Source organism: Ensifer sp. GW823-FHT05D09, from assembly GCF_058795755.1.
The window spans coordinates 26,623-45,877 of the sequence record NZ_JBXAIA010000016.1 but is presented as its reverse complement, the minus strand read 5'-3'; the positions used below and the strand labels follow the sequence as shown (position 1 = coordinate 45,877).

The 19,255-nt window shown below is 59.8% G+C and carries 21 protein-coding genes and 1 pseudogene; 13 read left to right on the top strand and 9 right to left on the bottom strand.

Translation table 11 applies throughout. The features are described 5' to 3' along the window. Positions 1-93: 93 nt before the first annotated feature. Positions 94-744 carry an SGNH/GDSL hydrolase family protein gene (locus AC1Q80_RS29335; RefSeq protein ID WP_492362761.1) on the top strand — a complete coding sequence of 217 codons (651 nt, stop codon included), beginning with the start codon at positions 94-96 and terminating at the stop codon, positions 742-744. Positions 745-797: 53 nt separating this feature from the next. After that, the gene (locus tag AC1Q80_RS29330) at positions 798-1,871 is read left to right on the top strand and encodes an ROK family transcriptional regulator (protein ID WP_492362797.1); all 1,074 of its coding nucleotides are present in this window, start codon (positions 798-800) and stop codon (positions 1,869-1,871) included. Between the two features lie 259 nt (positions 1,872-2,130). On the opposite strand, the gene AC1Q80_RS29325 is transcribed toward AC1Q80_RS29330, so the two are convergent. The 5 genes from AC1Q80_RS29325 to AC1Q80_RS29305 are packed head-to-tail and all read right to left on the bottom strand — an operon-like array spanning position 2,131 to position 6,477. Then, positions 2,131-3,246: a M14 family metallopeptidase gene (locus AC1Q80_RS29325; RefSeq protein WP_492362760.1), complete on the bottom strand. Its 1,116-nt coding sequence runs from the start codon at positions 3,244-3,246 to the stop codon at positions 2,131-2,133. Continuing rightward, complete coding sequence (locus AC1Q80_RS29320; protein WP_492362759.1) at positions 3,236-4,339, bottom strand: hypothetical protein; 1,104 nt, start codon at positions 4,337-4,339, stop codon at positions 3,236-3,238. Before AC1Q80_RS29320 ends, AC1Q80_RS29325 begins: the two co-directional genes overlap by 11 nt. Before the next feature lie 12 nt (positions 4,340-4,351). Continuing rightward, positions 4,352-5,005, bottom strand: coding sequence for an amino acid ABC transporter permease (locus AC1Q80_RS29315; protein WP_492362758.1), 654 nt, complete (start codon positions 5,003-5,005; stop codon positions 4,352-4,354). Next, positions 5,005-5,661, bottom strand: a complete 657-nt coding sequence (locus AC1Q80_RS29310; RefSeq protein ID WP_492362757.1) for an amino acid ABC transporter permease — start codon at positions 5,659-5,661, stop codon at positions 5,005-5,007. Before AC1Q80_RS29310 ends, AC1Q80_RS29315 begins: the two co-directional genes overlap by 1 nt. A 15-nt stretch (positions 5,662-5,676) precedes the next feature. Then, on the bottom strand, positions 5,677-6,477 hold the full coding sequence (locus tag AC1Q80_RS29305; RefSeq protein WP_492362756.1) for a transporter substrate-binding domain-containing protein: 801 nt from the start codon (positions 6,475-6,477) through the stop codon (positions 5,677-5,679). A 173-nt stretch (positions 6,478-6,650) separates the two neighbouring features. Between AC1Q80_RS29305 and AC1Q80_RS29300 the strand changes: the two genes are divergently transcribed. From AC1Q80_RS29300 to AC1Q80_RS29290, 3 genes and pseudogenes are all read left to right on the top strand, one after another. After that, positions 6,651-7,544, top strand: a complete 894-nt coding sequence (locus AC1Q80_RS29300; RefSeq protein ID WP_492362755.1) for a LysR substrate-binding domain-containing protein — start codon at positions 6,651-6,653, stop codon at positions 7,542-7,544. A 346-nt stretch (positions 7,545-7,890) separates the two neighbouring features. Further along, positions 7,891-8,172: pseudogene (locus tag AC1Q80_RS29295) on the top strand (type II toxin-antitoxin system RelE/ParE family toxin). A gap of 30 nt (positions 8,173-8,202) precedes the next feature. Beyond that, positions 8,203-8,502, top strand: coding sequence for a HigA family addiction module antitoxin (locus AC1Q80_RS29290; protein ID WP_483498001.1), 300 nt, complete (start codon positions 8,203-8,205; stop codon positions 8,500-8,502). A gap of 132 nt (positions 8,503-8,634) precedes the next feature. On the opposite strand, the gene AC1Q80_RS29285 is transcribed toward AC1Q80_RS29290, so the two are convergent. Next, positions 8,635-8,898, bottom strand: a complete 264-nt coding sequence (locus tag AC1Q80_RS29285) for a type II toxin-antitoxin system prevent-host-death family antitoxin (RefSeq protein ID WP_492362754.1) — start codon at positions 8,896-8,898, stop codon at positions 8,635-8,637. Between the two features lie 135 nt (positions 8,899-9,033). Between AC1Q80_RS29285 and cmoA the strand changes: the two genes are divergently transcribed. From cmoA to AC1Q80_RS29255, 6 genes are all read left to right on the top strand, one after another. Next, complete coding sequence (gene cmoA / locus AC1Q80_RS29280) at positions 9,034-9,795, top strand: carboxy-S-adenosyl-L-methionine synthase CmoA (RefSeq protein WP_492362753.1); 762 nt, start codon at positions 9,034-9,036, stop codon at positions 9,793-9,795. 9 nt (positions 9,796-9,804) lie between these two features. Then, a complete protein-coding gene (locus tag AC1Q80_RS29275; protein WP_492362752.1) occupies positions 9,805-10,554 on the top strand; it encodes a methyltransferase family protein in 750 nt (249 codons plus the stop codon). A gap of 159 nt (positions 10,555-10,713) precedes the next feature. Next, complete coding sequence (locus tag AC1Q80_RS29270) at positions 10,714-12,372, top strand: phosphoethanolamine transferase (RefSeq protein WP_492362751.1); 1,659 nt, start codon at positions 10,714-10,716, stop codon at positions 12,370-12,372. 83 nt (positions 12,373-12,455) lie between these two features. Then, positions 12,456-13,109, top strand: coding sequence for a response regulator transcription factor (locus AC1Q80_RS29265; RefSeq protein ID WP_492362796.1), 654 nt, complete (start codon positions 12,456-12,458; stop codon positions 13,107-13,109). Between the two features lie 6 nt (positions 13,110-13,115). Beyond that, positions 13,116-14,438, top strand: a complete 1,323-nt coding sequence (locus AC1Q80_RS29260; RefSeq protein ID WP_492362750.1) for a sensor histidine kinase — start codon at positions 13,116-13,118, stop codon at positions 14,436-14,438. 17 nt (positions 14,439-14,455) lie between these two features. Beyond that, positions 14,456-15,181, top strand: a complete 726-nt coding sequence (locus AC1Q80_RS29255; RefSeq protein WP_492362749.1) for a phosphatase PAP2 family protein — start codon at positions 14,456-14,458, stop codon at positions 15,179-15,181. A gap of 39 nt (positions 15,182-15,220) precedes the next feature. Here AC1Q80_RS29255 and AC1Q80_RS29250 read toward each other — a convergent pair whose 3' ends face one another. The 3 genes from AC1Q80_RS29250 to AC1Q80_RS29240 all read right to left on the bottom strand — a co-directional run bounded on the left by AC1Q80_RS29250 (position 15,221) and on the right by AC1Q80_RS29240 (position 17,880). Next, positions 15,221-15,775, bottom strand: a complete 555-nt coding sequence (locus AC1Q80_RS29250; protein ID WP_492362748.1) for a dual specificity protein phosphatase family protein — start codon at positions 15,773-15,775, stop codon at positions 15,221-15,223. A 76-nt stretch (positions 15,776-15,851) separates the two neighbouring features. Beyond that, positions 15,852-17,216: a HAMP domain-containing sensor histidine kinase gene (locus AC1Q80_RS29245; protein WP_492362747.1), complete on the bottom strand. Its 1,365-nt coding sequence runs from the start codon at positions 17,214-17,216 to the stop codon at positions 15,852-15,854. Beyond that, positions 17,203-17,880, bottom strand: a complete 678-nt coding sequence (locus AC1Q80_RS29240) for a winged helix-turn-helix domain-containing protein (RefSeq protein WP_492362746.1) — start codon at positions 17,878-17,880, stop codon at positions 17,203-17,205. Before AC1Q80_RS29240 ends, AC1Q80_RS29245 begins: the two co-directional genes overlap by 14 nt. 269 nt (positions 17,881-18,149) lie before the next feature. Here AC1Q80_RS29240 and AC1Q80_RS29235 point away from each other — a divergent pair, with 269 nt between their 5' ends. Further along, complete coding sequence (locus AC1Q80_RS29235) at positions 18,150-18,407, top strand: hypothetical protein (protein ID WP_492362745.1); 258 nt, start codon at positions 18,150-18,152, stop codon at positions 18,405-18,407. Positions 18,408-18,425: 18 nt separating this feature from the next. Next, positions 18,426-19,214: a COG4705 family protein gene (locus tag AC1Q80_RS29230; protein WP_492362744.1), complete on the top strand. Its 789-nt coding sequence runs from the start codon at positions 18,426-18,428 to the stop codon at positions 19,212-19,214. The last annotated feature ends 41 nt before the right edge of the window (positions 19,215-19,255 follow it).

Genomic DNA, 19,255 nt, shown 5'->3' with positions numbered 1-19,255 from the left:
GCTGAATGACTAATTGACCATCCTTGCAAATCGACCCTTCGAATGCGAAGTCTGGATCAGGAAATGCGGGCTTGCGGCCCAGTGGAGGAGACAGTGACGCGAACCGTTCTTTGCTTCGGGGATTCCAACACCCATGGTCAGATTCCAGGCCGCGGGCCGCTTGAGCGCTATCGCCGCGAGCAGCGCTGGGGCGGCGTGCTGGAAGGCCTCCTCGGCCCCGGATGGCAGGTCATCGAGGAGGGTTTGAGCGGCCGGACGACAGTTCATGACGACCCGATTGAAGGCTCATTGAAGAACGGTCGGACCTATCTGCGTCCCTGCCTGCAAAGCCACACGCCACTCGACCTCATCATCATCATGCTCGGCACCAACGACCTCAAGCGCCGCTTCAACATGCCGCCATCAGAGGTTGCTATGGGCATCGGTTGCCTCGTGCACGATATCCGCGAGCTTTCGCCCGGCCCCGCCGGCCACGACCCGGAAATCATGATCGTCACCCCGCCACCGATGCTGGATGACCTTCGTGAATGGGAATCGATCTTTTCCGGAGCCCAGGAAAAATCGCGCAAACTGGCGCTGGAATTCGAGATCATGGCGGATTCACTCGAGGCGCATTTCTTCGACGCCGGCACAGTCTGCCAGTGCTCGCCTGCCGATGGTTTCCACATCGATGAGGAGGCGCATCGCATGCTCGGCGAGGCGCTGGCACAGGAAGTTCTGGCTATCGGGTGGGCCAATGCCTAAGCCACGCCCGATGATCAATACCATTTCCGCGAAGGACCGCCGCCTTGCCTGACATGCGTTTCGCGCCGCCCAACCCGCTTCGCATCGCTGACCGCGCCAGCGGTCTAAATTCGCTGAGCGTACGCAGCCATAACGAGCGCCTCGTGCTCTCGCTGCTCCTGCAGAACGAGACTACGACCCGTCTGGAAATCGGCGAGAAGACCGGCCTATCAGCGCAGACGATATCCGTCATCGTCCGCTCGCTGGAACAAGAAGGCCTGGTCGTGCGCGGCGAGGCGCAAAAGGGCCGCGTCGGCCCTCCGACAACGCCTTTGATGCTCAACTCCGAGGGAGCCTATTCCGTCGGTGTGAGCGTCGGATACCGCAACACCCATATTGTCGTCGTCGATTTCATCGGCAACGTGCAGCACCATCGCGTGATGTCGCACACAACTCCCGGCACCTTTGACGCGCCAGAAGCGCTTGCGCTCGAACTCCACCGAGCCATTGCCGGCCTTTCCGAAAGCCGGCAGGGCCGCATCGCCGGAGTCGGTCTGGCACTTCCCACCCCGCCGATCCGCTCCGGCCCGGAACATGACGTGCTGCACCGTTACCTGGAGGACGAGCTTGGCCTTCCCGTTTTCGTGCAGAACGACATTACGGCAGCCGCCGGCGGTGAGAGCCTGTTCGGCGCGGCGCGGCAGTTGCAGGATTTCCTGTACTTCTATCTCGGTGCGCGCCTGCACGGGCGCCTCGTGCTCAACCATCAGATATACAACGGCAATTCGCCGCTCAGTTACGATGTCGGCGTGCTCGCGCTGGAGCGCGCCCTCTCGGTGGGCGATCCGGCGGCGACCAAACTCTGGGGCCCGGACCCTATCTGGCCGCCCATCGGGCCGGAACTCGCCGCCTGGCAGCAGGCATGCGCGGAAAGTCTCGTCGATTCGACGCGATCCCTATTGCAATTCATCGAACTGAAAACCGTCGTGCTTTCGTCCTTCGTTCCCGCCGAAGTCTGCGCGGCACTGTGTACGCTTGTTCGACCGGAAATCCCTTCGGTGAACGCCGTCGTGGGCAGGACATCTGCCGCTCCCAAGGCCGTCGGCGCCGCGAGCCTGCCGTTCAGCTCGCGCTTCATGGTAAACTGAACCAAGCGATATGCTGAGCCGGCAAGGCGTGTGTTACCCGAGCCATTAAGGGCTGGTGTGCTGGTTCGATTCGCACGGAGCACTGATCAGCTCGGCCGGTTCCGCTCGATACATTATGCGATCCTAAACGAACAGGACGGGAACGTGGAGGCAACCGACTCCGCTTAGCTTCAGCCGCACCAATGTTGTTCGCGCGGTTCGCCAATGCGACAGTGTGACCGTGAGCACAAGTCCGGGGAACCGGGCACGCTCGACGTTCTCAATCGAGCAACAGCACCTGCCGGTCGGTCTGCAGCTCAGCCTGTCCCGCTATTTTGACCACTGCCATGCCGGCTTGGATCACGCGCTGGTGCCAGCGCGCGAAAATGATGCCGTCGGTACCGGCGACGACGTCCTGCCAATTTTCGTGAGGGTTGGGCTCGGACCAATCGTATAGCCGCGCAACCTGATCGCCAGCGATAACCTTCGCACCGAGCGGCTTCAGATGCATGACCACGCCGGTCATTGCACTCCTCACCACCTCGACGGCATCGAGAGTTGCGACGAGCGGGGCCGCGCCAGATGCACTTTCGCTGGTGCCGGCTATTGCCCCCAACTGAACCAGGAAATCGAGAAGCGCCCGACTGTCTGAGGCCCCCCACTCCGCAGTGACATCGGAAAGTCCGCGCAGTTCCAGCGTACAGGCTGCGGGACGAAACGCGGATCGGTCTAGGTTTTCATCCAGATGCACATTGATGATGTCCCACGCATCGCCGTGCACCTCATCGAACGGAGAGTCTGCCGACTTATCCGCTAGAATGACAATGGGCACATCGAGCCTTTGCGCCAGAGGCCGAAACACGGGCCACGATTTCTGGGATGTATAAAGATGAAGGGTCGCCTCCATGTCGGCGTGGACATCGACAATGACGTCGGCCCCCCATGCCAATTCCATCAATGCTGCCTGGAGACGTTCAACCGGGGGGCCAAGGCGCGTGAGGTCGTTGAGGATCTCCGTACCGATCCGCGTCGCCTCAATGGTCGTCTGCCGCTCGTGGCCGAGCTGTCTCAGTTTCTCGACCACTCGTTTTCCTACCTGCGGGAATGCACGGTTGAAGTTTCGGCCCTCGAGGGAAAAACGACCCAAGTGGCGCCCGAGGACGAACTGCTTCGCGCCGAGAGGATTGCAATGCGGCACGACGATGACCTCGCCGCAGATCTGGCCCCGTTCATCTGCCTGCTGCAGCGCGCCGACCAGTTCGGCAAGCGCCACGGTGGCCGAGACCTCGTCGGCGTGAAGCGCACCCTGCAGATAGACTTTCGGCCGGGAGCAAGGGTTGCCAAAGCGATGGACGACAAGCACCTCTCCGGCAACGGTGACCATTTCAGCGGCCATTGCGCGGTACCACCCCAAATAGGCTGATCGAAACACGCGCTCCCGCCACCAGCAAGCCTTCGACAGGCAGACCTGTCGACGCTGGGCCTGGTTTTGCGTAGTAGCCGTTTCTTACTGACATGTTTTCGTGCAGTTCATCAGCCGAGCTGCCGGCGATGTAGTAGGTGGTCGCCTTGCGTACATCCTGGAAACTCAGGCCGGACTTTACGAAAGCCGCCTCCACCCCCCTCATGATCCTCGCTGTCTGCTCCACGAGGTCGCGATCCGGCGAAGCATCGAGAGCCGTCAGGTGGAAATAGCCGCCTGCCATATGAAGCAGTATCGATAAGTGCTCGACATCGGCCACCATCACTTGCAAGTCGCCATCTGAAGCCGGCGCTTTCGCGAAGGTCAGCTCCGCCATGATATCAGCGTCTGTGTCGGAGAGCCGCACGCCGCTTTTCGCATCGCACCCCTGCCTCACGACGAGGCCAATTGCGGAAACGTCGCAACCGGCCGGAAGAAACCACTGCTCTGCGAGGAGGGTATCGCGTGAGAGATTTGCGCGGGCGAGCAGCCGGTCCAGTCGCAAGCCGATGTCCTGACCGGTGGTGCACGGAGACGATACCGTCGCCCAGATGAACGGGCCTGCATCGCATACCTCCAACGTTAGGCGAGATTCTTCATCGACAAACCAGGCGCCCTCCGCTTTCTCATCCGAGGCAAACACATCAACCTCGATCAGCATGCCGTCATAGTAGAAATGCGGAACGGCCACCGGCATGACCTGAACTGACGGCCCGAACTCCCGATGGAACAGCTCTTTCAAGCGTGGCCCATCGTCCGGCGCAGTCCTTACATAATAGACGACAAGGCGACCGATGCTGGACACCCGGCTCTGCATCTCGCCCAAGAACCGGCGAATATAACCGGCCACCGCTTCCGCCTGACGCATGAGATCGCCGGGATGAAGAACGTTTCCGAGACTGTCCAGCGGGCACTGGCCGCAGGACCAAAGGACATTCCCTTCTCTGACGAGCAGGGAATAGGGGTGGTCGATCCGCATTTTCCAGACGGCATCGAACGGCAAGTAGGCAGGGGCGGATGAATTCATCGCGACGACTTTTCAATGACCGAATCCGCCGGCGTTGAGGCGACGCGCCATCACGCTGAGCGGAAAGATGAGAACGAAGAAGAGGATGGCGACGCCCGTCAGCGGTTCGAGATAGCGGAACGACGCGGACCCGTTGAGATAGGCGACATAGGCAATCTCCCCCACGCCGATGCCGGCCAGCAATGTCGTCGCCTTGAGCAAGTCGGTGAAGTAGTTGACCACGGCCGGCAGCATTTTCTTGACGGCCTGAGGAGCGATGACGCGGAACCAGATCACGGGCCTCGGGATGGCCAGGGATTGCGCGGCCTCCCATTGCCCGCGGTCCACGGCAAGAATGCCGCCGCGCACGATCTCCGCCATGTAGCCTCCCCCGATGAGGCCAAGTGCCAGCACCCCGCAGGTCAAGCCAGAAAGATTGGCGCCGAGCAGGATGGGTAGGCAGTAGTAGGCCCAGAATATTGCGATCATTTCCGGCGTCGCCCGGGCGACATGCAGGAACGCCATCGCGCCCCGAGACACGCAACGCCGCGGAGACAAGGTCGCGGCCCCCAGCAGGCTGCCCATGCAAGTCGCAATAAGAAACGCGACGACTGTGACGGACACCGTCGTGAGAAGGCCCTGCAAGAGCGCCGGAAATGCCGAAACGACGATTTGATAATCGAACACTAACGGTGCCTCCAACGATTGAGACGAACCTCGAGCCTGTGGAGGCCGCCCGCCAGTGCAAGCCCGGAGCCGATGTAGATCAGGGCCGCGACGGAGTAGAACAGGATGGGATCGGCCGTGTAGTCGCTGATGCGCGAGGTCGTGCGCATCAACTCGGGCACCGCCAGGATCGAGAGGATCGCCGTCGCCTTGAGGAGACTGACCAGCGTGTTGCCGATCGCCGGCATCGTCATGGCCAGCGCCTGCGGAATGATGACGAGCCGCCAGCGCTGGCGCGGATTGAGCCCGAGCGCAAGTGCCGCCTCATGCTGCCCCCTCGCCACGGAATTGAAGCCAGCACGATAGACTTCCGCCATGTAGGCTGTCATCACGATCACAAGCGCGATCCCGCCAGTCTGCTGAGCGGTGGTGTTGAAGCCCGTTAACGCCGGCAAGGCGAAATGGAGCCAGAACAACTGTACGAGCAAGGGCGTGTTGCGGAAGAATTCCACAAACGCGACGGTGGGAAAACGGACGATGGCCGAGGAACTGCCCAGAGCCAAGGCCACGGGCAGCCCCAGAACCATCGACCCGACGGTACCGAGCGCAAAGTAGAATAGCGTCAGAACGAACCCCTGCGCGAGCGCGGGGACATAGGGAGCAAGCATCTCGAACATCTTGTGTGAAACCGCTTACTCTATTCCGTACCACTTGAGCCTGGTTCGGGAGATGACGCCGGTCGTCGTGGCATGAGCTATCCAAGTGTTCAGGAAAGCGTGGAAGTGGTAATCCCCCGGGCGTATCGCATAGGAATAGCCAGTCGCCTCGATGGGCGTGTCCGCTCCGAGTACCTTGACCTTGGCATTCGGATTGGCCTTCATGAAGAGGGCGTTCTGCAAGAGATCACTGAGATGCGCACTGGCACGGCCGGCGGCGACTTCGAGCTGCCCGGCAACGGCATTGTCCGATACGATGACTTTCTTTTGCGCTTCCGGCAGCAGACGATCGCTCTGTGCGACCGCCGCCATGCCCGCGATGCTGACGGCTGAGTATTTCGGGTCGTTCAGCTGCTTCCAGTCGGAGACATCGACATCTGCACCGACCAGCCAGGTGTTGCCGGTCGTCATGTAGCTGTCCGTAAAGTCGACGGTTATGGCGCGGGCCGGGGTACGAAACATGTCCACCATGGCAATGTCGAACTGCTTCTGGACCAGGGACGGGATGATCGTCGACCAAGTCGTGTCAACGATTTCAAGCTTCACCTCCAGAACTTCGGCGAGGTTCTTCGCCATGTCGACATTGAAGCCTTCCCATTCACCGCTCAACGGGTTCTTCTGTTGGGCGGGCACTGAGTCCGCCATGCCGACCTTCAGGACACCGGCCTCCTTAATCTGCGTGATGGTATCGATCGCATCCTCAGCCTTTGCAGCAGGCGCCAGAAGTGTCGCGAGCGTCACCAACGTGGAGGCCGCGACCGTTTTCAATCTGTTCATGTCCGTTCCCTTTTTCTCGTGCAGCGTACTTGATCCGCCGGAGGGGAAGCTTGCGGGCAAATGCAGATTGGGAGAACGGCGAAAAGTCTGATAGCCGTTATGCCATTTCGTTATAAGAGAGCGTACTGAGAGGAGTGCGTTCCTCAACGCCTGTGGGGATCTTAATGAGTGATTTGAGGAAGACCGTCGGCACCCTTGATAATCTGGTGGCATTCGAAGCCGCCGCTCGCCACGGCAACTTTAGCCGCGCAGCGCATGAACTGTTGGTCGCCCAACCGGCGATCAGTCGGCGCATACAGCAGCTCGAACACTCCCTCGGAACGGAACTGTTCGAGCGCCAGGGAACGCGAATCCGGCTTACAGCCGCCGGTCTGCAATTCCAGAATGCCGTCGTAACGGCATTTCGGAGTATCGAGCACGCGGCAAAGACCCTGCCGCGCGAGGATGATGGTGTCGTTTCGCTCCGCGTCAACGTCGCCGCCGCTTCGCTTTGGCTCATGCCGGCGCTGGGCGCATTTTACGCGCGATTTCCCGATATCCGCCTGCATCTCGTATGCATCGACGAACTCCCCGAATTCAGCAATGGAGATTTCGACCTCGAAATCCGCTTCGGCACGGGCTCGTGGCCGAATGTCGAAAGCTATCCACTCCTGGAAGAGCGGGTCTATCCCGTCGCATCGAGAGAATTTGTCGCCGCCCATGACATCAAGGGCCCGCAATGCCTCAGTCGTGTTCCGCTGCTGCAACTGGAAAACTTCACGAGCCCGTTGATGGACTGGAATACCTGGCTCGAGGCGGGCACAAGCCCGGTCATTCGGCGACTGACAACCTATGCCATGGTCCTCGAGGCCGCGCGTTTCGGGCATGGAGTTGCACTGGGTTGGCACCCCTATGTCCGCGAAGCTGTTCAGAAAGGGGACTTGGTTAAGCTTCCGGTCGATGACAGGAGGAGCGACTATCGCGAATTTCTCGTCGTCAAATCGGCGCTCCGCCGTCGTTTTTCCGTCGAACAGACGAAAGACTGGATCATCGAACTCGCACGCTTCGACGAGCAGGATTTTCGATAACGAACTCAAGATGACCGGCCGTAGCATCAACGCGGCCGATCTCGACGAAGGCGCACGTGATCACGCTACGCAAGCGTCCGCCCCTGGGACGCCGCCGTTGGCCTCGCTCGACGAATACATTGTCAAACGGCCTGCCGAAGTTCGGGCAGTCTAAACGTTTGCGGATAACTAACGAGTGCGCTTTCGGCCGAAAGCCGATCCACTAACCTCTCGTCTTGAGAGAAATCGAACCCGTGATCTCAGAATGGCGTATGAGATAGCAATTGAGAATCCGTATCGCACGATGATACGTTTTGATTTGACTTTCACTCGTATCACCGCATGATACATTTATGAAGAGTCAGACGTGATCAGGTCATTTAAGGACGCCAAAACCGAGGCCGTTGCACGCGGCAAAGCACCAAAAGGCCTTCCTTCAGATATCGTGAGGTCGGCAGTTCGCAAATTGACGATCCTGAACAGTGCTGCCGTTCTCGACGACTTACGTTCGCCCCCGGGAAATCGGCTTGAAGCGCTGAAGGGCGACAGAGAAGGCCAGCACTCGATCCGGATCAATGATCAGTAGCGAATATGTTTCGTATGGACAGGTGCAGGCATCGAAGACGTCGAAATCGTTGACCACCATTGAGAGCCAATCGTCGCATACAAGGAGCTTGAGATGACCCATATTCTTCCACCGGTCCATCCGGGCGAAATCCTCCGCGAGGAGTACCTACGTCCTCTGAACATGAGTGCCGGTGCATTGGCGAAAAAGCTAAATGTTCCTCGCACCCGCATCGAACGCATAGCGGCCGAGCAAACGCCGATAACCACAGATACCGCCCTGCGCCTCGCTAAGTACTTCCGCACAACGCCGGAATTTTGGATGAACATGCAGACCAGCTTTAACCTCAAGACGGAGGAAATAGCGCTCCATGGCGAACTGGAGTTGATCCCAGAAATCGATAGAGCGGCGTAACCGGTCCTGCGCAGTACACCGCCTTCCAGCGATACATTATGCAAGTTCAGAGGTCTAAGACAGGAACCCCGTACTTCCGTCGAAAGGACACAGTGAATGCCGGCTCACAGCGCGGGTTCGACGCCGAGCGGCTCACACCAACGTCTCCCATGGATTGATCACGTAGGCGCCTGTGTCTTCGAAATCCTTGACGTTGTCCGTAACAACGACGAGATCGTGGACGATCGCGGTAGCGGCGATCAACCCTTCGGCGCGCAGAGTATCGTCGTCAGGAACAGACAATACGACTGCCGTGCGCTCGCCGCGCAGCGTGACAATCTGCGGCCCTTCATTGCGCGCCGTCCGCACCACCTTCGAGAATGGGTTCTTGGCGTCCGGGCATGACACAGCGGTCATTGGTCGCTCTGCCCGCCTTTGGCACCGGCTGGCTCTTTCAGGTTCGTGTCAGGTTGTCGTGATTGCCTTCTCTTGGTCGGACTTCATCTTCTTTGCAAAGGTTTGGCCGGCACGAAATCAATTGGGGCGCAATCGATGGCTGACAAGGCACCTCACCTTCATCTGCGCACCAGCCGCAAGGACGATGTTTTCGCCCAAGAGGACCGACAGGTCGGAGACTTCGCGTTCAATGCGACCGTTGCGGACGTATTCGACGACATGGTCGGTCGCTCCGTCCCCTTTTATGAGGAAATGCAGCGGATGGTGTGCGAACTTGCGCTGGACTTCGCACAACCGCACACGAACCTTTATGACATCGGCTGCTCGACGGCCACCACGCTCCTCTGCCTCGATGGCGTCATCGGGCCGGACGTTTGCTTCATCGGCATCGACAATGCGCCTGACATGCTGGAGAAGGCGCGGCAGAAAATTGGCGCTGCTGGCGCCAGGCGACAGATTGAACTCAAGGTCGCCGATCTCCACCAGGGCGTAGACATGGAAAACGCCAGCGTCGTCACGATGCTGCTGACGCTGCAGTTCATTCGTCCGCTCTATCGCGAACGCGTCATGCGGATGATGCATCGGGCGCTCAACGACCGGGGCTGCCTGCTTCTGATCGAAAAGCTGACGAGCGAAGACACGACCTTCAATCGCCTCTTCATCCAGCACTATTACGATTTCAAGCGGCGCAACGGTTATTCCGAAATCGAAATATCCAAGAAGCGCGAAGCCCTGGAAAACGTGTTGATCCCCTATCGCCTGGAGGAAAACCTGCAGCTCCTGCGCGAGGTCGGCTTCCGAAGTGTAGAGGTCTTTTTCCGCTGGTACAATTTCTGCGGAATCATTGCGGTCAAATAGGGCGATGCCATGAAGACGGCGATGATCAATCTCGGAGACTTCTTCTTTCGCTACCGGAACCAGGTCTTTCCTGCAATCATTGTTGCGCTTTTCAGCCTGGCCTCGCCACCGCTCGAGATCTGGGGTAGCCCCACAGCGGCGGTGGTAAAGGGCGTCGTCTCGATCCTCGTCGTCTTCAGCGGACTTGCGCTTCGCATGGTCGTGGTGGGCTATGCCTATATTCAGCGCGGAGGATTGAACAAGCGGGTCTACGCAAAGGATCTGGTCACCGAAGGCATGTTCGGCGTCTGTCGCAATCCGCTCTATGTCGGAAACATGCTGGTCTATACGGGCATTTTCCTGCTGCACGGCGACCCGCTCGTGATCGCGATCGGCGTTAGTCTGTTTGCGTTCATGTATCAGTGCATCGTCTACGCCGAAGAGGCGTTCCTCGAGCACAAGTTTGGGAATGCTTACCGCGCCTACTGCCGGGACGTGCCGCGCTGGGGGCTGCGGTTTGAAAATTTCCACCGCTCCACCGAAGGCATGACGTTCAACGTCAAACGTGTCATCGCCAAGGACTATTCCACCGTATCATCTGCATTGGTCGCCGTTCTTGGAACCGAAATGTATCGCTTTGCCAGCGCAGAGAACGTTGAGCACCAGCTTTCCTATCTGTTGTTCCTGGCGGCGCTCATGGTCGTCGTCGGCCTGGCAACCGCGTCAGTCAGCTACCTCAAGAAACGGGGCGCCTTCCGAGAACCGAAGACCTCATTTTAGCAACTGGTTCTTCCCGCTTGATGCCTATGGCCCGGACCAGGCCTCCGGCCACCCGAAGCTGCCGGCTTTCAGGTTCATGTCAGAAATCCCCCGCAATAGAGGCGACCGCCTGCCATGCGTGGCTTTGGCATCTAAACTCGCCTGCCATGGGGTATAGCATTGCATGAGAAGACATCGACGACGTGGTCCGCCATTCAACGCTATCGGCCGAGGATCGGCAGCATTCAGCTCAGCGCATTGACCGCACTTTATCTCGTGGCGTTCAACAATCAGACCTTCTGGGCGAAGATAAACCTTTACCTCGCGGCCTATCCCCTCGCCGTCGCGACCCTTTACGTGGCGATCGGCTGCCTGTTTTTCGGCGTGGTGACGATGTTCTCCGCGAAGTATCTCACCAAGCCCATCTTCATATTGCTGGTCGTCGTTGCGGGTGTCTCTTCATGGTTTACTGACCGCTTCGGCGTCGTGATCGATAGCGACATGGTCCGAAACGCCTTTGAGACCACGTCAGCGGAAGCCGGACATCTGATGACACCGGCATTTGTCTGGCATCTGGTCCCGTACGTTCTTTTGCCTGTGGCGGCGATCCTGTGGGTGCGGATCGTGCACCACTCCTTCGGTCGCAAGATCATGCGCAACAGCATCGCGATTACCATCAGTCTCCTGGTTTTCGGCATCGCCGGGTTTTCGCATTCCAAGACGTTCGTGACGGCGATCCGCCAGCACAAGGACCTGGTGAAGAGCCTTAACCCGATCACGCCCCTCTCGGGGACAGTGAAATACCTCATGCAAACCGGCGCCGAACAGGAGATCGTCGTAAAATCTCTCGGCACCGACGCAAGGCTTCGTCCCGCGGAAAATGGCATGACAAAGCCGCGCGTGACGGTGATCGTCGCAGGCGAAACGGCGCGTGCAGCCAACTTTGCGCTCGGCGGCTACGGCCGCGACACCAATCCGGAACTGGCCAAGCAGGACATCACCTACTTCCGCAACACGACCAGTTGCGGCACTGCGACGGCGACCTCGATCCCTTGCATGTTCTCAAACCTCAGCCGGTCCGGCTATTCGCACCGAAAGTCCCTTGAAAACGAAAACCTGTTGGACGTTCTCGCCCATGCCGGCATCGAGGTGGAATGGTGGGACAACAATACCGGCAGCAAGGGCGTCGCCGACCGGGTTCGCTATATCGACCTGGCCTCGTCGATGGATCCGCGGTTCTGCCGGCTGGGAGAATGCCAGGACGCGATCTTCTTCGACAAACTCGACGATTGGCTCGATCACGTCACGAAGGACAGCGTCGTGGTACTCCATCAATTGGGCAGTCACGGGCCGACCTACTATCTTCGATATCCCGAGGCTTATCGACGCTTCACGCCCGATTGCCGCACGGCGGAACTCGGAGATTGCCTCGATAGCGAGATCCTTAATGCCTATGACAACACGATCCGTTACACGGACCACGTCCTCTCGGTGATCATCACCAAGCTCGCGGCCCGTTCGCAAAAGCTCGCCGGCGCAATGCTCTACATGTCCGATCACGGGGAATCGCTCGGCGAGAACGGGCTGTATCTTCGCGGGACGCCCTATCTTTTCGCGCCGGATACGCAGCCCCACGTCCCGTTCCTGACCTGGATGGATCCCGATTTTGCGACTTCTCTTGGTGTCGATCGTCATTGCCTGACGGAACGTGCCAAGGATAATGCCTACTCGCACGACAACCTCTTTCACAGCGCGCTCGGCATGATGAATGTTTCCACGTCGGTCTACGATCCACAACTCGACATCTTTTCGGCATGCAAGGCAAACGTCGCCTCGTGAGAAATCAAATTGCTCAAAACGATCGACTTGATGCGTGGCTTTAGGCGACAATAGGCGTGAGTTGTTCGATGTCTGGTGACGGCGTGCGCGTTCTGCTTGTGGAAGACGATCCGGTTCTGGGAGAGGCGCTGCGCGACCATGTCGCCGCCGTGGGGCACGCCGTCGACTGGTTCTTGGGCGTGGTCGACGCAATGGCGGCAACGGAGACCGTCGAGTACGGGCTGATCCTTCTCGACCTCAGATTGTCCGATGGAGACGGCTTGTCATTGCTTCGCCACCTGCGAGCGCGCCAGGATGCGACACCGGTCATCATCCTGACCGCCCATGACCAGGTTTCTGATCGGATCGAGGGGCTCAACAGCGGCGCGGACGATTATCTCGTCAAGCCCTTCGACCTGGACGAATTGACGGCGCGAATGCTCGCGGTATCGAGACGCTATGCGGGCAAACCGACGTCGACCATTCGCCTGCCGGGCATCGAGATCGACCAGATCAATCGAAATGTCGTCGTCGACAACGAGGTCCAGCTCCTCAGCGCCCGTGAATGGGCGGTCCTCGACAAGCTCGCGGCGCGGCCCGGGGCGATCGTTTCCAAGGCACAGTTGCACGAGGAACTGTACGCCTTCGGGGCCGAGATCGAGAGCAACACGGTCGAGGTCTACATCAGCCGGCTGCGAAAAAAGATTGGCCACGATCGCATCGAGACCATCCGCGGCGTCGGCTACTGCATCAAGTGAGTGAGCATGTTTCAGACGCCAAGCATGACCCGCAAGCTCGTCGTCGCGATCACCAGCGTCGTTGCGGCCTTCTGGCTCGTCGCCATGGGTTTCGGCGTCCTGATCATGCAGGACGAGTTCTCCGAGATATTCGATAGCGGCATTCAGGAAACGGCAGAACGTCTGTTGCCTATCGTCAATGATGATCTTGTCGGCAGGCAAGCAGGAAACGCCCCCCGGCGCCTCGCAGAAAAGGCCGCCACCAATCGCGAGTATCTGACCTATCAGGTCCGCGGTCGGGACGGTCAGGTCCTGCTGAAGTCAAGGGATGCGCCCGCTGAGCCGTTTCCGATCGCACTTTCTGTCGGCTTCTCGCAGACCGACACCCACCGGATCTACACGGCAGGAACCGCTGACGGCTCGCTGTACATCCAGGTTGCAGACGGTCTCGACCACCGGCGTGAAGCGGCGATCGAGGGAGGCATGGCCCTCTTTTTTCCGGTGCTGGCGCTGATACCCGCGAGCATCGTCGCCATCATCCTCGTCGTTCGGATGACGTTGTCGCCGATCGAAGGATTGCGCGACGATATCGCCACCAAGGACGGCGGCAACATGAACCCTGTCGACGCGGCCGGTCTGCCGCTTGAGCTTCGCCCGATCGCACGCTCCGTCAACCTCTTGTTGGAACGACTGCGGGCGGCCCTGGAAGCGGAGCGAGAGTTCACCGCCAACAGCGCACACGAGTTGCGCACGCCGATTGCGGGCGCTCTGGCCCAGACCCAGCGTCTGCTCGCCGAAGTGCCACCTTCGCTGGCCGCACGCGTCGGACAGATCGAACGGTCCCTTCAACATCTGGGCCGCCTGGCGGAAAAACTGCTGCAGATGTCCCGTGCCGAAGCCGGTATCGGCATCTCGGGCGAAAAGACCGACCTTTTCCCGATCCTTGAGGTTGTCATCGAAGACATGCGGCGATCGGCTTTGGGCGCCGGGCGCATCGTCCTGCATGCGGGCGACGGTATCCATGTCGAACGGCAAATCCGCGCAGACGCATTCGCAATCGTCGTGCGCAACCTGCTCGAGAATGCCTTGGTGCACAGCCCGGCGCGCAGCATCGTCGACGTCTATTTCGACAGCGATGGCATCCGCGTCGTCAATGATGGCGCCGTTCTCGATCAGGCGACATTGGCAAGCCTAACGCGGCGTTTTGCGCGAGGGCCGACGCAGGCGGCCGGTTCGGGGCTTGGACTGTCGATTGTCAAGCGCTTCGTCGAGCAGATGAACGGCGATCTGGCACTTCGCTCCCCTGCAACCGGAAAACCCGACGGCTTCGAAGCCGCCGTGCGGCTATAGCAAGAGAAAGGTTTGCCTTGTCGAAGATCGCAGCGATCAGCACATGGGTCTCCGGGCGCGCAAGGTCTTACGGACCGTTGGGCATCGCCGGTTTTGCGCTGGCGTCCGGAGGCGCCTTTGTCTTCCTCCGGCTGACGAGCGAAGTCGTGGATGGCGAAACGCGCGCTTTCGATGACGCAATCCTGCGCGCGCTGCGCCAACCGGGCGACCTATCCACCCCCATCGGGCCGGGATGGCTGACACATGTGGTCACCGACATTACCAGCCTCGGTGGCACAACGGTCTTGGCGTTGGTCACCATCTGCACGGTCGGTTACCTGCTGCTCGCGCTGCGACGCCAGACCGGTCTGTTCGTGCTGTTCTCGGTTCTCGGTGGATGGTTGCTCAGCACGCTTCTGAAAATCGGAATCGCAAGGCCCCGGCCCGACATCGTCCCGCACCTTGTCGATGTCCACGACCTCAGCTTCCCAAGCGGACATGCCATGCTGTCCGCGGTCACCTACCTGACGCTGGGGCTGCTTCTCTCCCGCGTCCAATCAAGCCGCGCCACGCGGCTCTACGTGATCGCCGTGGCGCTGATGCTTACGCTCTTGGTCGGGTTGAGCCGGATCTATCTGGGCGTTCACTATCCGACCGACGTGCTTGGCGGCTGGTGTGCCGGTGCGACATGGGCGACGATCTGCTGGATGATCTCCAGGCGCTATCTGCCTCGCCCTGAGGACGTCGGCGCCTCAAGCGCGTGATCTTCAAACGGAAGCGCTTCTGTTTGACGATGGAGCACTTTAACCCGCCAGGCCGAAGACTTTCTCCAGCTTTTCCCAGTTCTCATCCATTGCGTAGCTTGGGGAAAAATAGGGAATTCCTATGTGGCCGAACCGTATGGACAACTGCTTTTCAGCCGTCTCCTCGTCTGTCTTGGCGATCCGTTGCAGGTAGATGACCGAAGCCAGCCCGGTGCGGTCGGCACCTGAGCGGCAGTGAATAAGGAGCGGCTTGGGGGCATCACGCAGCAGTGAAACGAGGTTCAGAGATTGATCAAGCGTCATCTCCTCGCTCGACGACATCTTGAAATCGTCATGCTTGACGCCGAGCCTTGCTGCAGTCGCCACCTCATCGCGATACCAGGCCGCACCGTCATCGGCACCACGAAGGTTGATGATCGACTTGATGCCATACCGCTTGACGTAGTTCGTGATCTGGCCCGCCGTCGGCTGGTTCGAGCGGTAGAGTTCGCCGGGAACGACCTCGTAAAAGTTGCCGGAGAGCTGAATGCCTCCGAGGTATCCACCCACGACCAACGCGATTGCCAGCGTGGCCCACACGATCGGCTTGATCATTCCAAGTTTCATCCGAGGCGCTCCTGTTTCACGCACGATGGATGCAGCCGCTGACATGAAGCTGAACGCCGTCGGGTCAGTTCTTCTCCGCCGCGGGAAGGGTTAGGGAAATGCGCAAGCCCGGCCCGTTGTCGGCCAGGCGGATCACACCCGAGTGAAGATCGGAAACGGCGCGAACCAGGCTCAAACCGAGGCCGCTGCCTTGCGTGGTTCGGCTCTTGTCGAGCCGATATAGCCTTCTGAACACCTTGTCCCGCTCGGCGGCCGGAATGCCCGGGCCGTTGTCGCTGATCGTCGTCGTGCAACCGTGCCGGCTTCCGGTGAAGCCGATGACGATGTCGGTTCCCCTCGGACAATGATTGATGGCATTTTCCACCAGGTTCACGAACAGCTGCGTGAGGAGTTCCCGATCACCGCGGATGAGACAAGGCTGCGTGATCTCCGGCACGAAATGGAGCCTTTGCCCATGGTCTTCGGCGACATCGATGTAGATTTCCGCGACCGCCGTCAGAACAGTCAGGAGATCGACCTGGCTGAAGCGGGCTTTCCGCCCGCCGGCTTCGATCTGCGATATCCGCAACAGGGCCTCGAACGTCGCATTGATCTGCTCGCTCTCGGCCAGGGCATCGACAAGCTGCTTGTCGACGGGAAGGCCCTCGCCATTCCTTGCCAGCGCGTCATTTATCGTCAGCGTCAGCCTGTTGAGCGGCGTTTTCAGTTCGTGGGCAATGTCGGCGCTGACCTGCCGCATGCTTTCGACCAGATTGGCCAGCCGCTCCAACGCGTGGTTTATCTGCCCGGAAACCGCATCGATGTCGTCCCGGCTGCCGCGCAGTGGAATTCGGGCCCGCATCCTCCCGTTGGAGACGTCGACCATTGTCCGCACGATCCCGTCCAGGCGGGCCTGCGCGCGCGAACCAAGGAAGGTGCCGCCGGCAATGGCGATGAAAACAATGATGACGAGCGCCCAGCCGAAGCTGATCAGGGCGATGTCCTCCAGCTTGTCGGTCTCTTCAAAGCTTTGGCCAACGACGAGCATGTAGCCATCGACCACGCCCGCCTTGACGCGAAAGTTTGCCGTGCCCTCGACGCCGATATCGGCGGCCTTCACGCTCGACAGGCCCGGCGCAAGCCAGGCAGCGTCGGCATTGCCGGCGATGCGCGTCCCAGTGTGATCGACGAGAGAAAAGACCCTGCTTGCCGAGCGCAGCCTTGAATAGGCGTCGATGGTGGCGATCAGGTCCTCGACATCGTCCTTCGCGTAGGCCGAAGCGGTGACGGCGTAGGTCTCGTCGACCGACCTGTCGAGTGCCGACAGCAGGTCGCGTTTCAGCAGCTGATAGGTAATGAGACCCGACACAACGAAGGCGGCGACGAAAAGTACTGCAAACGTCAGGGCCAGGCGGAAGGGCGTGCTGCGGTATAATCTAGCGCGGTGCATGGACGCTGTAGCCGGTGTTGCGCACGGTGTGGACGAGTTGAACAGCAAACGGCCGGTCGATCTTGGCCCGTAGCCGGCTGATGTGGGTTTCGACCACACTGGTTTTCGGGTCGAAATGAAATTCCCAGACGCGCTCGAGCAGCATGGTTCGGGTCAGCACCCGCCCCTCCCCGCGCATCAGCACTTCCAGCAGCGTAAATTCGCGTGGCTGAAGCTCGATATTCTGGCTGCCGCGCCGTGCCTGGCGCCTGACGAGATCGAGATCGAGATCGGCGCAGCGCAGGATCGTCGTCTGCTCCTGGGATGGCGGACGCCTACCGAGCGCGTTGACGCGCGCCAGGAGTTCGGAAAACGCAAACGGCTTGACGAGATAGTCGTCGCCGCCGGCTTCGAGCCCCTCCACCCGGTCGTCAACGCCACCGACCGCCGTCAGGAAGATCGCCGGCGTTTTGACCCGGGCAGCCCGCAATGCCTTCATCAGCGAGAGCCCATCAAGCCCGGGAAGCATGCGGTCGACAACGAGCACATTGTAGTCTTCCCTGCTGGCTTGAAACAGCGCGTCGCGCCCATCCGCAATGACGTCGCAGACGTGGCCGGCCTCGCAGAAGCCGCGCTCGATGTATCCCGCGGTCGTTTGGTCGTCTTCGATGACGAGGATGCGCATCCGAACCTCTGAGCTCAACAGACCCGATCTCTAAAGCCGGGGACCTGTCCAACACCTGCCGATGCGGTGATCTTTTCTAAAGACGCCCATGAGGTTGCGGGCCGATCAAACCGTGACTGCGTCAGCGCCACCCATTCGTCGAGCTTACGAAACCGTAAGACCTCGGAAAAGGCGCGGCAAAATTGGCCCGATAGAACCAGATCGGCTTCAGCGGAATGCGCGACGCCATCACGCGAAACCTTGCCCCGCACAACCGGAAGGATTGCCCCATGAACAAACTCATTCCCGCCTTGCTCGTTGCCACCCTCTCTTTTGGTGCATCGGCGCTGACGTCTACTGCCGCGACCGTTCCCTGCGAGACCATGTTGAAGGATATGCGGGCTGCGAAAATCATGAAGACGCTGAGCGATGCCGATACTGCAAAGGTGCAGGACCTCGAAGACAAGGCCGTCGAACGCTGCAATGCCGACGACGATGTTCGCGCAGACCGGTTCCTCACAGAAGCCATGACGATCATCGGCAAGTAGATCCGAAGGGAGACAGTGATGACCACAAGTGCTAAGCCGGCCGCGCCGAAGAATAGGGTGCCCGAAGTCACGATCGAATTCTGGCTCATCAAGCTGATGGCGGTCACGATGGGCGAGACTGCCGCCGATTATCTCGCCGTCAATCTTGGGCTGGGTCTTGCCGCGACCTCGGTCCTGATGAGCATCATCCTGGCGATCGCTCTCTTCTCCCAGTTCGCCCAGCGACGCTACGTGCCTTCTGTCTATTGGGCCGCGGTCGTCCTCATCAGCATCGTCGGGACACTGGTGACCGACAACCTCGTCGACAATTTCGGGGTTGCACTCGAAACGACGGCGATCGCCTTCACGGTCCTGCTGACCGTCACGTTCATCGCCTGGTATGCGACGGAAAAGACATTATCGATCCACTCGATCTTCACGCTGCGTCGCGAGATATTCTATTGGCTGGCGATCCTCTTCACCTTTGCGCTCGGTACCGCTGTCGGCGATCTGGTGGCCGAGGTTTTTGCCATCGGCTATCTGCAGACAGGTCTCCTATTCGGTGCCGTTATTGCCGCCATCGCCGTCGGCTACTGCATACTCAACCTTAATCCGGTCTTCGCCTTCTGGCTCGCCTACATCTTCACCCGGCCGCTTGGCGCGTCTTTTGGGGATCTGCTGTCTCAGCCGATGGAGTACGGCGGATTGGGGTTTGGCACCATCGCGACAAGCCTGATGTTCCTCGCCGCAATTGTAGCCCTTGTGGCCTACCTCACAGCCAGCCGGCAACCGGAGGACGTGGATCTGGAATCGCAGCATCAAGTGTGAAACTTGCGCCGCTCCCAATCGCGATTTCACACTTGCTGCGG

Coding starts and splice junctions, on each gene's coding strand:
- AC1Q80_RS29330 (WP_492362797.1), top strand. CDS start 798: ATGCGTTTCGCGCCGCCCAACCCGCTTCGCATCGCTGACCGCGCCAGC.
- AC1Q80_RS29235 (WP_492362745.1), top strand. CDS start 18,150: ATGAACAAACTCATTCCCGCCTTGCTCGTTGCCACCCTCTCTTTTGGT.
- AC1Q80_RS29325 (WP_492362760.1), bottom strand. CDS start 3,246: ATGGCCGCTGAAATGGTCACCGTTGCCGGAGAGGTGCTTGTCGTCCAT.
- AC1Q80_RS29320 (WP_492362759.1), bottom strand. CDS start 4,339: ATGAATTCATCCGCCCCTGCCTACTTGCCGTTCGATGCCGTCTGGAAA.
- cmoA (WP_492362753.1), top strand. CDS start 9,034: ATGGCTGACAAGGCACCTCACCTTCATCTGCGCACCAGCCGCAAGGAC.
- AC1Q80_RS29290 (WP_483498001.1), top strand. CDS start 8,203: ATGACCCATATTCTTCCACCGGTCCATCCGGGCGAAATCCTCCGCGAG.
- AC1Q80_RS29285 (WP_492362754.1), bottom strand. CDS start 8,898: ATGACCGCTGTGTCATGCCCGGACGCCAAGAACCCATTCTCGAAGGTG.
- AC1Q80_RS29230 (WP_492362744.1), top strand. CDS start 18,426: ATGACCACAAGTGCTAAGCCGGCCGCGCCGAAGAATAGGGTGCCCGAA.
- AC1Q80_RS29240 (WP_492362746.1), bottom strand. CDS start 17,880: ATGCGCATCCTCGTCATCGAAGACGACCAAACGACCGCGGGATACATC.
- AC1Q80_RS29250 (WP_492362748.1), bottom strand. CDS start 15,775: ATGATCAAGCCGATCGTGTGGGCCACGCTGGCAATCGCGTTGGTCGTG.
- AC1Q80_RS29305 (WP_492362756.1), bottom strand. CDS start 6,477: ATGAACAGATTGAAAACGGTCGCGGCCTCCACGTTGGTGACGCTCGCG.
- AC1Q80_RS29275 (WP_492362752.1), top strand. CDS start 9,805: ATGAAGACGGCGATGATCAATCTCGGAGACTTCTTCTTTCGCTACCGG.
- AC1Q80_RS29245 (WP_492362747.1), bottom strand. CDS start 17,216: ATGCACCGCGCTAGATTATACCGCAGCACGCCCTTCCGCCTGGCCCTG.
- AC1Q80_RS29260 (WP_492362750.1), top strand. CDS start 13,116: ATGTTTCAGACGCCAAGCATGACCCGCAAGCTCGTCGTCGCGATCACC.
- AC1Q80_RS29310 (WP_492362757.1), bottom strand. CDS start 5,661: ATGTTCGAGATGCTTGCTCCCTATGTCCCCGCGCTCGCGCAGGGGTTC.